This window comes from Pseudomonas fluorescens (genome assembly GCF_003732425.1).
In the GTDB taxonomy this organism is placed as follows: domain Bacteria; phylum Pseudomonadota; class Gammaproteobacteria; order Pseudomonadales; family Pseudomonadaceae; genus Aquipseudomonas; species Aquipseudomonas fluorescens_BE.
Map to the genome: position 1 here is coordinate 172,755 of NZ_MOBX01000015.1, position 12,944 is coordinate 185,698.

At 59.3% G+C, this 12,944-nt stretch carries 9 protein-coding genes; 5 read left to right on the forward strand and 4 right to left on the reverse strand.

Annotated elements, in window-relative coordinates; all coding sequences use genetic code 11:
* Positions 1-72 precede the first annotated feature (72 nt).
* A complete protein-coding gene (gene gyrA, locus BK670_RS22745) occupies positions 73-2,847 on the reverse strand; it encodes a DNA gyrase subunit A (protein WP_038364370.1) in 2,775 nt (924 codons plus the stop codon).
* Between the two features lie 434 nt (positions 2,848-3,281).
* Positions 3,282-4,358, reverse strand: coding sequence for an S-methyl-5-thioribose-1-phosphate isomerase (gene mtnA, locus BK670_RS22750; RefSeq protein WP_123453124.1), 1,077 nt, complete (start codon positions 4,356-4,358; stop codon positions 3,282-3,284).
* 108 nt (positions 4,359-4,466) lie between these two features.
* Between mtnA and BK670_RS22755 the strand changes: the two genes are divergently transcribed.
* The 5 genes from BK670_RS22755 to BK670_RS22775 all read left to right on the forward strand — a co-directional run bounded on the left by BK670_RS22755 (position 4,467) and on the right by BK670_RS22775 (position 9,368).
* Complete coding sequence (locus BK670_RS22755) at positions 4,467-5,801, forward strand: TRZ/ATZ family hydrolase (protein ID WP_123453126.1); 1,335 nt, start codon at positions 4,467-4,469, stop codon at positions 5,799-5,801.
* Positions 5,802-5,857: 56 nt separating this feature from the next.
* On the forward strand, positions 5,858-6,556 hold the full coding sequence (ubiG, locus tag BK670_RS22760; RefSeq protein WP_025113081.1) for a bifunctional 2-polyprenyl-6-hydroxyphenol methylase/3-demethylubiquinol 3-O-methyltransferase UbiG: 699 nt from the start codon (positions 5,858-5,860) through the stop codon (positions 6,554-6,556).
* Between the two features lie 4 nt (positions 6,557-6,560).
* Positions 6,561-7,232 carry an N-acetylmuramic acid 6-phosphate phosphatase MupP gene (mupP, locus tag BK670_RS22765; protein WP_123453128.1) on the forward strand — a complete coding sequence of 224 codons (672 nt, stop codon included), beginning with the start codon at positions 6,561-6,563 and terminating at the stop codon, positions 7,230-7,232.
* Between the two features lie 108 nt (positions 7,233-7,340).
* The gene (locus BK670_RS22770; protein WP_025113079.1) at positions 7,341-8,081 is read left to right on the forward strand and encodes a YciK family oxidoreductase; all 741 of its coding nucleotides are present in this window, start codon (positions 7,341-7,343) and stop codon (positions 8,079-8,081) included.
* A 360-nt stretch (positions 8,082-8,441) separates the two neighbouring features.
* Positions 8,442-9,368: a GGDEF domain-containing protein gene (locus BK670_RS22775; protein WP_123453130.1), complete on the forward strand. Its 927-nt coding sequence runs from the start codon at positions 8,442-8,444 to the stop codon at positions 9,366-9,368.
* A 134-nt stretch (positions 9,369-9,502) separates the two neighbouring features.
* Here BK670_RS22775 and BK670_RS22780 read toward each other — a convergent pair whose 3' ends face one another.
* Complete coding sequence (locus BK670_RS22780) at positions 9,503-10,264, reverse strand: iron-containing redox enzyme family protein (protein ID WP_404942488.1); 762 nt, start codon at positions 10,262-10,264, stop codon at positions 9,503-9,505.
* Between the two features lie 79 nt (positions 10,265-10,343).
* On the reverse strand, positions 10,344-12,803 hold the full coding sequence (locus BK670_RS22785; RefSeq protein WP_123453134.1) for an EAL domain-containing protein: 2,460 nt from the start codon (positions 12,801-12,803) through the stop codon (positions 10,344-10,346).
* Positions 12,804-12,944: the final 141 nt, after the last annotated feature.

The window sequence follows — 12,944 nt, forward strand, 5'->3', positions numbered from 1 at the left end:
CCATGATGTCGAAATTTCATACCGGACAAATAACAAGGGGGCGAATTCTCATCCGCCCCCTCGTTTGTCCGCTTATTCTTGCGGTTCTTCGTCTGCTGCGGCGTCGAGTTGCTGGTCTTCGCCAGCATCGTCGTTCACGACAGTGCCTTCGAATTCCTCGCCCTCTTCACCCTCAAGCTCTTCACCTTCAACTTCCGAAGGCTCCTGAACCCGCTCCAGACCGACCAGGGTTTCGTCCTTGGCCAGCTTGATCAGCGTCACACCTTGAGTGTTACGACCCAGGCTCGACACTTCGTCGACACGGGTACGCACCAGGGTGCCCTGATCGGAGATCAGCATGATCTCTTCACCGTCCTGCACCTGAACCGCGCCGACCAGACGGCCGTTACGCTCGTTGCTGACCATGGCAATAACGCCCTGACCGCCACGCTTGTATTCAGGGAACTCGGTGATCGCCGTGCGCTTGCCGTAGCCGCGCTCGGACGCCGTGAGGATTTCGCTGCCTTCTTCCGGAATCAGCATGGAGATCAGCTTCTGCCCTTCTGGCAGACGCATGCCACGCACACCGCGGGCGGTACGGCCCATGGCGCGAACTTCGGATTCCTTGAAGCGAGTCACTTTGCCGCCGTCGGAGAACAGCATGATTTCCTGCTCGCCATCGGTGATGGCGGCGGAGATCAGGATGTCGCCTTCGTCCAGTTCCAGCGCGATCAAGCCGACGCTGCGCTGACGGCTGAAGGCCACCAGCGGGGTCTTCTTCACGGTACCGTTGGCGGTCGACATGAAGATGAACGGGGCTTTCTTGCGGTCGGCAGCCTTGATGCGGGCGCGACGCTCTTCGTCGGTTTCGTTGCTGTTTTCGATCTCTTCTACATCAGCCTCGGCGCCTTCGGCTTCTTCTTCATCAGCCTGACGCTTCATGGCTTCGAGATCGACCGGCAGCATGGTGGTGATGTATTCACCCTCGCTCAACGGCAAGAGGTTGACCAGCGGACGACCACGGGCCGCGCGGGACGCTTCCGGAATCTCGTAGGTCTTGAGCCAGTACACCTTGCCCTTGCTGGAGAACAGCAGCAGCGTGGTGTGGCTGTTGGCGACCAGCAGGTGAGCGATGTAGTCCTCATCCTTGACGCCGGTCGCCGACTTGCCTTTACCGCCACGACGCTGAGCCTGGTACGCAGCCAATGGCTGGGTCTTGGCGTAGCCACCGTGGGAGATGGTCACGACGCGCTCTTCTTCCGGGATCATGTCGCCCAGGGTCAGGTCGAGACGGGCATCGAGAATCTCGGTACGACGCTGGTCGCCATATTCAGCGCGGATCACTTCCAGCTCTTCGCGGATCACTTCCATCAGGCGCACGGCGCTGTTGAGGATGCGGATCAGCTCGCCGATCTGGTTGAGGATCTCTTGATACTCGGCCAGCAGTTTTTCGTGTTCCAGACCGGTCAGACGGTGCAGACGCAGTTCCAGAATGGCTTGCGCCTGTTCTGGCGACAGGAAGTATTTGCCTTCGCGCAGACCGTATTGCGGATCAAGGTTTTCCGGACGGCACGAATCGGCACCGGCACGCTCAACCATCGCCACCACTGCCGAGGATTCCCACGGCGTGCTGACCAGCGCTTCTTTAGCTTCCGACGGCGTCGGCGAAGCCTTGATCAGAGCAATCACCGGGTCGATGTTCGACAGAGCAACGGCCTGACCTTCGAGGATGTGACCACGCTCGCGTGCCTTGCGCAGTTCGAACACGGTACGGCGGGTAACGACTTCGCGACGGTGACGGACGAAGGCTTCCAGCAGATCCTTGAGATTCAGGATGCGTGGGCGGCCGTCGATCAGTGCCACGATGTTGATGCCGAATACCGATTGCAACTGGGTCTGGGCGTAGAGGTTGTTGAGGATCACCTCAGGCACTTCGCCGCGACGCAGTTCGATCACGACGCGCATACCGTCCTTGTCGGACTCGTCGCGCAGTTCGGTGATGCCTTCGAGCTTCTTCTCTTTGACCAGCTCGGCGATCTTCTCGATCAGACGCGCCTTGTTCAACTGGTAAGGGAGTTCGGTGATGACGATCTGCTGACGACCACCGACTTTGTCGATGTCTTCGATGATCGAGCGGGCGCGCATGTAAATGCGGCCACGACCGGTACGGTAGGCTTCGATGATGCCGGCGCGACCGTTGATGATCGCCGCCGTCGGGAAGTCCGGACCAGGGATGTATTGCATCAGTTCATCGACGGTCAACTCGGGGTTGTCGATGAGCGCCAGGCAACCGTCGATGACTTCACCGAGGTTGTGCGGCGGAATGTTGGTCGCCATGCCCACGGCGATACCGCTGGAGCCGTTGACCAGCAGGTTGGGGATACGGGTCGGCATGACCGCCGGGATCATTTCGGTGCCGTCGTAGTTCGGCACCCAGTCCACGGTTTCCTTGTGCAGGTCAGCCAGCAGCTCGTGCGCCAGCTTGGTCATGCGCACTTCGGTGTATCGCATGGCCGCAGCGTTATCGCCGTCGACCGAACCGAAGTTGCCCTGACCGTCGACCAGCAGGTAACGCAGGGAGAAAGGCTGAGCCATACGAACGATAGTGTCGTAGACCGCGGTATCACCGTGCGGGTGATACTTACCGATCACGTCGCCGACAACACGGGCAGATTTCTTGTACGGCTTGTTGAAGTCGTTGCCCAGCTCGCTCATCGCGAACAGTACGCGACGGTGCACGGGCTTGAGGCCATCGCGCGCATCCGGCAGTGCACGGCCGACGATCACGCTCATCGCGTAGTCGAGGTAGGACTGTTTCAGCTCGTCTTCGATATTGACCGGGAGGATTTCTTTGGCCAGTTCGCCCATGAGAAGCCTGATTCCTTTTTCTGGTGAAACTTCGTCATATCCATATGGGACCAACGAAGCTCGTCGGGGCAGGCCGAGTGCCATGCGCCGACTTACGACAAATCAACATTGGATCGCGGATTTGCGCAGTAAAGACAGCTCCGTGGAGCTGCCTCGGAAAACGCCGGATGTTATCACAAGAGCCGCCACGCACCTATCCCCCTGATGCGCATGGAGCATAGTTAGTTGACCGGTGACAGGCTTAACGAGGACGAGAGAAGCTCAGAGCTTCGTTGAATGCAGAATTGAGGCTTGGTTTGGGGATGTTTATTGACTTTTAGGGGGACGCGCACCTGTAGGAGCTGCCAAAGGCTGCGATCTTTTGATCCCAGCCTCTAAAAAGCAAGATCAAAAGATCGCAGCCTTCGGCAGCTCCTACATTGAGTATCACCGCATCAATGCAGGCGCTTGCGGCACATCAACTGGGCCATTTTCGCGGTATCCGGACGCTCGACGATGCCTTTCTCGGTAACGATCGCGTCGATCAGGTCGGCCGGCGTCACGTCAAACACCGGGTTGAAAGCTTCAACGTCCGCGCCGACGCGCTTGCCACCCACTTCCAGCAACTCGGCGCCGTCACGTTCCTCGATCGGGATGTCGTCACCGCTGGCCAGATTCATGTCGATGGTCGAACTTGGCGCCACCACCATGAAACGCACGCCGTGGTGCATGGCGTTGACCGCCAGTTGATAGGTGCCGATCTTGTTCGCCACGTCGCCATTGGCGGTGATGCGGTCAGCGCCGACAATCACCCAGGTCACGCCTTTGGTTTTCATGATGTGCGCGGCAGCGGAGTCGGCATTCAGGGTCACCGGAATGCCTTCGTTGGCCAGTTCCCAAGCGGTCAGGCGCGAGCCCTGCAGCCATGGACGGGTTTCATCGGCGTAAACACGCTCGACCATGCCTTCCAGATAAGCCGCGCGAATCACCCCCAGCGCCGTACCGAACCCGCCGGTAGCCAGCGCGCCAGTGTTGCAGTGGGTCAGAATCGCCTGCGCATTGCCCTGATGCTTGCGGATCAGATCAACGCCGAGCTGGGCCATGGTCAGGTTGGCTTCGCGATCGCTTTCATGAATGGCAATGGCTTCGGCTTCCAGCGCCGCCAGCGGGTCGGCGTTGTCTTTCAGACGATCAAGGCGATCGTGCATGCGCCCGAGCGCCCAGAACAGATTGACCGCGGTCGGCCGAGAATCGGCCAGCAGCGCGAAATCAGCCTCCAGCGCCGCAGCCCAGTCGCCACCTTCGGCCACGCGGGCACGGGCCGCCAGCACAATGCCATAGGCCGCGCTGATGCCGATGGCCGGCGCACCGCGCACCACCATCGAGCGAATCGCCTCAGCCACGCCGGCGGCGCTGGTGTAGGCGATCCAGGTTTCTTCGAACGGCAAAATACGCTGATCCAGCAGGTGGAGCGCGCCATCTCGCCAATCGATGGCCTTTACTTTCTCCGCAGCCAACAGTCGATCGCGCATCCCTCACCCCGCACTCATGAACAAAAGCCGCCGATTATAGCGATCCCCCCGCGAAGACGCTCGGGTATACTTCGCCATCCTTTACAAAAGCACTGGAACCGACCCTCGATGCCGAAACCTGCCATTGCGCTCGACTTATTATTGCTGCCGACCTGGCTGGTACCCGTCGAACCGGCAGGCGTCGTGCTCAAGGAGCACGGCCTGGGCATCCGCGACGGTCGCATCGTGTTTATCGGCCCCCGCGCCGAAGCATTGAAGTGTAACGCTACAGAAGTCCGCGAATTGCCGGACGTGCTGCTCGCTCCAGGCCTGATCAATGCACACGGCCATGCGGCAATGACGCTGTTCCGTGGCCTGGCCGACGATCTGCCGCTGATGACCTGGCTGGAAAACCACATCTGGCCGGCCGAAGCCAAATGGGTCGATGAAGATTTCGTCCGTGATGGCACCGACCTGGCCATCGCCGAGCAGATCAAAGGTGGCATCACCTGTTTCTCGGACATGTATTTCTTCCCGAAAGTCGCCAGCGAGCGCGTGCACAACAGCGGCATTCGCGCGCAGATCGCCATTCCGATCCTCGATTTCCCGATTCCGGGCGCCAGCAGCGCCGATGAAGCCATTCGTCAGGGCGTTGAATTGTTCGGCGATCTGAAGCATCACGAACGCATCAAGATCACCTTCGGCCCCCATGCACCGTACACCGTCGGCGACGAGAACCTCGAGAAAATCCGCGTGATTGCCGAGGAGCTCGACGCTTCGATCCATATGCATGTCCACGAAACCACTTTCGAAGTCCAGCAGGCGCTGGAGCAGCGCGGCGAACGTCCGCTCGCGCGCCTCGGTCGTCTGGGCCTGCTTGGCCCGCGCTTCCAGGCCGTGCACATGACCCAGATCAGCGATGACGACCTGGCGTTGCTGGTAGAAAGCAACACCAGCGTGATCCACTGCCCGGAATCGAACCTCAAACTGGCCAGCGGTTTCTGCCCGGTCGAGCGTTTGTGGCAGGCTGGCGTCAATGTCGCGGTCGGCACCGATGGCGCGGCGAGCAACAATGATCTCGACCTGCTCGGCGAAACCCGCACCGCCGCCCTGCTGGCCAAAGCCGTCGCCGGTTCGGCCACGGCGCTGGACGCCCATCGCGCACTGCGCATGGCCACCCTGAATGGCGCGCGGGCGCTGGGGATCGAAGCGCAAGTCGGCTCGCTGGAGATCGGCAAAGCCGCGGACATGGTCGCTTTCGACCTGTCCGGTCTGGCGCAGCAACCGGTGTATGACCCGGTTTCGCAGCTTATATATGCCACCGGTCGCGATTGCGTGAAACATCTGTGGGTCGCCGGCAAACAACTGCTCGACGACCGGCGCCTGACGCGCATGGACGAAGAGCAACTGGGCGCCACCGCCCGGACCTGGGGCCAGCGCATCAGCGGCCATACCGAATCGTAAACACCCCGGCGCAAATGCCGGGGCTACAGCACTTTTAAAGTTTTAGAGGATTGAACATGAGCAACGTCGACCACGCCGAAATCGCCAAATTCGAAGCCCTGGCCCATCGCTGGTGGGACCGCGAAAGCGAGTTCAAACCACTGCACGACATCAACCCGCTGCGGGTCAACTGGATTGACGAGCGGGTCAATCTGGCCGGCAAGAAAGTCCTCGACGTCGGTTGCGGCGGCGGCATCCTCAGCGAAGCCATGGCCCAGCGTGGCGCCACCGTAATGGGTATCGACATGGGCGAAGCGCCGCTGGCGGTCGCGCAACTGCATCAGCTGGAATCCGGCGTCAGCGTCGAATACCGCCAGATCACCGCCGAAGCCCTGGCCGAAGAAATGCCCGAGCAGTTCGACGTGGTCACTTGCCTGGAAATGCTCGAGCACGTGCCGGATCCGTCGTCGGTGATCCGCGCCTGTTTCCGCATGGTCAAGCCGGGTGGCCAGGTGTTCTTCTCGACCATCAACCGCAACCCGAAGGCGTACCTGTTCGCCATCGTCGGCGCCGAATACATCATGAAGCTGCTGCCGCGTGGCACCCACGACTTCAAGAAATTCATCCGCCCGTCCGAGCTGGGTGCCTGGAGCCGCATGGCCGGCCTGACCGTCAAGGACATCATCGGCCTGACCTACAACCCGCTGACCAAGCACTACAAGCTCGCCAACGACGTTGACGTCAACTACATGATCCAGACCCTGCGCGAGGAGTAAGCCGATGGCGATCAGAGCAGTTCTTTTCGACATGGACGGCACCCTGCTCGACACGGCGCCGGACTTCATCGCCATCTGCCAGGCCATGCGCGCCGATCGTGGCTTGCCGCCAATGAACGACAAGCACATCCGCGACGAGATCTCCGGTGGCGCCAAAGCCATGGTCGCGGTGACGTTCTCGATGGACCCGGAATCGCCGGGCTTCGAAGAACTTCGCCTGGAGTTCCTCGAGCGCTATCTGGTCGGCTGCGCCGTGCACAGCAAACTGTTCGACGGCATGGGCGAATTGCTCGCCGATATCGAAAAGGCCAACCTGATCTGGGGCGTGGTCACCAACAAGCCGCTGCGTTTTGCCGAGCCGATCATGCAGCAACTGGGATTGGCTGAGCGTTCGGCCTTGCTGATCTGCCCGGATCACGTGAAGAACAGCAAGCCGGATCCGGAGCCGTTGATCCTTGCGTGCAAAATGCTTGATCTGGATCCGTCGACGGTGCTGTTTGTCGGCGATGATCTGCGTGATATCGAATCGGGACGCGATGCCGGCACGAAAACGGCGGCGGTGACATTCGGCTACATCCACCCGGACGACAACCCGCGGCATTGGGGCGCGGATGTGGTGGTGGATCATCCGTCGGAGTTGCGCAAGGTGCTCGATAGCGCGCTTTGCAGTTGCTGATCAAGGTCAAAAGATCGCAGCCTGCGACAGCTCCTACAGATCATCACTGTCCTGTAGGAGCTGCCGCAGGCTGCGATCTTTTAGCTATTAACGGATTGTGAGGTTTTTATGTTTGATTATTCCGCTCGTCCCGAATTGCTCAAGGATCGGGTCATTCTGGTCACCGGTGCCGGTCGTGGCATTGGCGCGGCTGCCGCGAAAACCTATGCGGCCCACGGCGCGACCGTGTTGCTACTGGGCAAGACCGAAGCAAATCTGACCCAGGTCTACGACGAGATCGAGGCCGCCGGCCATCCGCAACCGGCCGTGATTCCGTTCAACCTGGAAACCGCCCTGCCCCATCAATACGATGAGCTGGCGGCAATGATCGAGACCGAGTTCGGCCACCTCGACGGCCTGCTGCACAACGCTTCGATCATCGGCCCGCGCACGCCGATCGAGCAGTTGTCCGGCGAAAACTTCATGCGTGTCATGCAGGTTAACGTCAACGCCATGTTTATGCTGACCAGCACCTTGTTGCCGCTGCTCAAGCTGTCGCAGGATGCCTCCGTGGTGTTCACCTCCAGCAGCGTCGGACGCAAGGGCCGTGCTTACTGGGGCGCCTACGGCGTGTCGAAGTTCGCCACCGAAGGCCTGATGCAAACCCTGGCCGACGAAGTCGACGGCGTCGCGCCAGTACGCTCCAACAGCATCAACCCGGGTGGCACGCGCACCAGCATGCGCGCCCAGGCGTATCCGGGGGAAAACCCGTTGAACAATCCGACGCCTGAGGAAATCATGCCGGTCTACCTGTACCTGATGGGGCCGGACAGCACCGGCATCAACGGCCAGGCGTTCAACGCGCAGTAACCATACGTCGCTTTTGTTGCCGCGGCAGATTCCTGTCGCGGCTGGTATTTGCCGCTCACGGCTGTCATACACCAGTCAATTTTCCAGCACCTTCCTTCCTTCTAGCCAGCCAAGCCATTGATTACAAACGGTTTAAATAAAACCGAACCGAATGGCACGACTTTCGCTCTAATTTCCTTCAAAGCATGCCGTGTGAAGGCACTGGGGCAAGGCCGATTTCGATAGCTGACTATTCGTCTTCAGGCAGACTAAACTTACGCCAAATGTCCTACGGGACTGATGGATCAGTATGACGCGCAGCCCATAGCCGCTCTCACCCAGCCTGTAAGACAGACTTACTGCTTTAGGGGCTCACGCCATATGAAATCACCCTCCCAGACCAATGCAATTGACTTTGACAGTGCCAAATTGCAACGCCTGGGCTTTGGTCAACTGCCTCCCCTCCTGGAGCGACCGGCCAGCCTGGCGCAACTGCGCCAGCAAATGAGCCTGCAACTGCAAACCAGCCTCGAACCGCAACGCATCCTCGGTCTGTTTTTCCGCGAAGTTCAGCGCCTCGTGCCGCTGGACGCCTTGAGCTACGCGCACAAGGGCAGTGACCTGCGCCTGGAGTTCGGCGCTCGCGGCCATCACTCGATCAGCTACACCTTGAGCCACGAAGGCGAGCACATGGGCGAACTGGTGTTCCGCCGCAATCAACGCTTCAACGACGAGGAACAAGGTCAGCTGGAATCGCTGCTGTCCTCCCTGCTGTACCCGATGCGCAACGCGCTGCTTTATCGCGAGGCGACTCAGAGTGCCCTGCGCGATCCGCTGACCGGCGCCGGCAACCGCATCGCCATGGAGCAAACCCTGCAGCGGGAGATCGATATGTCTCGCCGACATCAACAACCGTTGTCGCTGCTGATGCTCGATATCGACCACTTCAAACGAGTCAACGACAGCCATGGCCACAGCGCCGGCGATGACGTGCTTAAAGCCATCGCAGCGACAATCAAGGCGCAACTGCGCAACGTCGACATGGTGTTCCGTTACGGTGGCGAAGAGTTTCTGGTGCTGCTGTCCAACACCAGCCGGGATGCGGCGGCAATGGTCGGCGAACGCCTGCGTTATGCGACGCAGGCAGCCGAATACTATGCGGATGGACAGTTGATTGAATTGACGGTGAGCCTGGGATGTTCGACGTTGTTGCCGGGCGAATCGGCCGACAGCTTGCTGCGTCGCGCCGACAGTGCGCTGTATGTCGCCAAGCGCGAGGGTCGCAACCGCTTGGCGATGGCGGGCTAAGTCTTTCCAGACACCAAAGAACAGTGTGGGAGCGAGCCTGCTCGCGAATGCGATATGCCATTCAACATGAGTTGACTGACACACCGCTTTCGCGAGCAGGCTCGCTCCCACATTGGTTTTGCGTGAAGCCGAAATCAGCTTTCGACTACAGTTCTGCGCTCTCGGTTGACCAGCAAGCGTTCCGACGTTTCCAGTTGCATGCAACGCTCCAGAAACAGATACATGTAGTCGTAGCTCTTGCAGACGGCCTGACGCAACTCGGCCTGCAACGCTTTGCTCGGGTTCATCCCGGCCAGGGTGCAGATAATTTCCAGCGCTTCCCAAGGATGGGCGTCGTCGTACTGAGCGTGCATCTTCAGCCACTTCATCGCGCGCTTGCGATCCTCTTCGGGAAACGCTGCGGCATACACGCCCGTGGAGCAGACCAGCGCCGACCACTCCCCGGTCGCGCCTTCGATCGCATAATTGGTGGCCGCGATGGCCACGATCAGCGAATCCGCTGAGCTGGTGTGCCAGCACCAATGACTCAAGGCATGCAACTCGGGCGGCACATGCTGGGCCTGGAGGTCTTCCAGGCTGACGCCATGGGCACGACTCCAGTGCACCCAGTAATCCGCGTGATTGAGTTCAACACGGATATTGCGCATCAGCCAGCGCCGCGCCATGTCTTCACCCGGGTGACGGGCAAACCTGGTTTTGGTGAGGTTCTGCGCCATGTACAACGCGAACTGCTCAACCACCGGCCAGCCCCCGATCAGGTACTGACGCATGGTTCTGGCGCTGAGCTTGTTATCACGCATGCGCAGGTAAAGTTCATGTTCGACAACCCGGCGCTTGCTCTCGCTGCAATCCTGAATCAGCTGTTGTGCCCAGCCAGGATAACTTGCAGCTTCCATGAGTGGTCCGGTTCGGTTGAATGTGTCGATCACTGTTCGGCTCCTTTTGATTTGTGATTGTAAGGATCGGCGAGAGACTTCAACGGAACGTGCCAGGCGCCTTGAACAACAGCGGTTGCGGTCTGGCGGGCCGACTTTGCAAACTGTCACAGGTAAACAACTGTGGGCGTTCTATAACATAACCCTGAGCGTAATCCACACCAATTTCAAGCAATGCCTGCTCGATCTGGGTTGTTTCAACAAACTCGGCAATTGTCTGCTTACCCATGACATGCCCGATGTGATTGATCACTTCGACCATTGCGCGGTTAATCGGGTCGTCCAGCATATCCTTTACGAAACTCCCGTCGATCTTCAGGAAGTCTACAGGCAAATGTTTCAGATAAGCGAATGAAGACATTCCGGCGCAAAAGTCATCTAACGAAAAATAGCAACCTAAGCCTTTGAGTTCATTAATAAATCGGATTGCACTGCCGAGATTTGAAATTGCACTGGTTTCTGTAATTTCAAAACAAATCATTTCAGGCGGTATTGCGTAGTTAACAAACTGTTCTCGCAGAAAGTTCAAAAACGCGTCATCTCCTATAGTAATGCCTGACAGATTAATCGCACACATTGCTAAAGGCGCTTCATGTTCTTGTGCAATACATTGAGCAATAACCTTAAATACGTTCTGAACTACCCAACGGTCCAGTTGACTCATCAAGCCATAGCGCTCGGCCGCCGGAATGAAACTGTCCGGCAAGATCATCCGCCCGGCTTCATCGTGCAAACGCAGGAGAATCTCGATGTGCCCACCCTTGTCGTCACCCGGCTTGAGCGGTGCGATTTCCTGGGCGTACAGGCAAAAGCGGTTTTCTTCCAGCGCCATGTGCAGGCGTTGCACCCAGGCCATCTCACCAAAGCGCAGCGACAGCTCGGAATCGTCAGCGTGATAGACCTGCACGCGGTTGCGGCCCTTTTCCTTGGCCATGTAGCAGGCCATATCGGCGGCGCGCAATGAGGCTTCAAGGGTCGTCGGGATCTGCGCGATATGCACCAGGCCAATGCTCACCGTGGTCAGGAACGGCCGGCCCTTCCAGACAAAGTGCAGATTCTGCACAGTCTGGCGCAGCGCCTCGGCAATCTTTTCCGCCGCATCCGGTGCGCAGTTCTCCAGCAAAATGCCGAACTCATCACCGCCGAGTCGCGCCAGCGTATCGCCCTCGCGCAGCCCCGATTGCAGCAGCGTACAAATGTGTCGCAACAGCTCATCGCCGGCAGCGTGACCACAGGTGTCGTTGACCAGTTTGAACTGATCGAGATCGAGGAACATCAGAGCATGCCGCCCGGAATGGCGCGAGAGCTTGTGCAGCGCCTGTTCCAGGCGATATTCGAACTCACGACGGTTGGCCAGCCCGGTCAGTGCGTCATGGGTGGCCTGCCACGATAGATTGGCGATGTATTGCCGCTCCTGTGTCATGTCGTGCAACACCAACACCGTGCCGCTGACCTTGCCGGCATTGCGGATCGGCGCGCCGACCAGGGTCACTGACAACGTTGTGCCATCGAGGCGCTGGATCAGTTTCGAATGCTCGCTGCCGCCAGTGAGCTTGCCGCTGAGAATGTGCTCGATCAGGGTCAGCCCTTCAGACTGGGCGTTGTCGTCGAGCAGATTGAACAATGCCGCCAGCGGCAAACCCGCCGCCTGTTCGGCCTTCCAGTGGGTCATGGCTTCAGCGGCCGGGTTCATGTAATCGATGGCACCGCTGACGTCGGTGGTGATGACGCCATCACCGATCGAATGCAAGGTAACGTGCGCCCGATCCTTCTCCAGTTGCAGTGCCTCGGCAAAGGCATGGCGCTGTTTGAGCAACTTGTGCGTGCGCCACAGGGCCAGCACGATCAGCCCCAGCGCCGTGGCGAGATTGGTCAATAGCAGCAGCCGCAGGATCATCCGCGAGCCTTCGCCCAGGGCATCGCTGAAGGCTTTCGCTGCCGGGGTCACGCCATCGTTGATGGCGAAAATCCGCGCCTTCCAGCGCTGGATATCGGCGTTACTGGCGGTGTTCTGCGAAATGCTGCGGTGCATCTCTTGCGCCACGTTATCCAGCTCAACCAGATAGGCGTCACCGACCGTCCAGCGGTCAATCGCGGTCTCCAGATAACTGAAATGGCGGAAGTTGAGGTACAGCCAGATCACGCTGGAAACGTCGTCCGGGTGGTTGCCACCCTTGAGAATGCCTTCGCGCGCCGCAGCCAGATCCGGCGGCTGATGATCCAGCGCCAGACGCAACTGGTGCCCGCCTTGCGGCACGGCAATCGCGGTGCGGTACTTGAGGAAGATCGCCTCGTCGCGGCTGTCGGCGTAGAGATTGAGATAGTAGATCGCGTCTTTCTGGCCCTTGGACCAGAGGCTTTCGCCGGCGACGTAACCGCGAACCGCCGAGAGCACGTAAAGACTCACGCCGCCCAATAACGCTTGAAACAACACGACGGCAATAAATGGCCAGACGATGCCCAACAACCGTGGCGTTCCGAGAGTCCGCTTTTGCTTCATGAGATCCCTTGCGCAAGCACTGCCAGATGAACACCGGAAAATCCCGCTCCTGACAGCTCAGCCTAGGCTAATTTTCGCCAAGTCAAAGGGACAGCTTGGCCGTCCTCCAGATCGATTGTGCAAAGGGCGGGACTGTGCGGG

Coding starts and splice junctions, on each gene's coding strand:
- gyrA (WP_038364370.1), bottom strand. CDS start 2,847: ATGGGCGAACTGGCCAAAGAAATCCTCCCGGTCAATATCGAAGACGAG.
- mtnA (WP_123453124.1), bottom strand. CDS start 4,358: ATGCGCGATCGACTGTTGGCTGCGGAGAAAGTAAAGGCCATCGATTGG.
- BK670_RS22755 (WP_123453126.1), top strand. CDS start 4,467: ATGCCGAAACCTGCCATTGCGCTCGACTTATTATTGCTGCCGACCTGG.
- ubiG (WP_025113081.1), top strand. CDS start 5,858: ATGAGCAACGTCGACCACGCCGAAATCGCCAAATTCGAAGCCCTGGCC.
- mupP (WP_123453128.1), top strand. CDS start 6,561: ATGGCGATCAGAGCAGTTCTTTTCGACATGGACGGCACCCTGCTCGAC.
- BK670_RS22770 (WP_025113079.1), top strand. CDS start 7,341: ATGTTTGATTATTCCGCTCGTCCCGAATTGCTCAAGGATCGGGTCATT.
- BK670_RS22775 (WP_123453130.1), top strand. CDS start 8,442: ATGAAATCACCCTCCCAGACCAATGCAATTGACTTTGACAGTGCCAAA.
- BK670_RS22780 (WP_404942488.1), bottom strand. CDS start 10,264: ATGGAAGCTGCAAGTTATCCTGGCTGGGCACAACAGCTGATTCAGGAT.
- BK670_RS22785 (WP_123453134.1), bottom strand. CDS start 12,803: ATGAAGCAAAAGCGGACTCTCGGAACGCCACGGTTGTTGGGCATCGTC.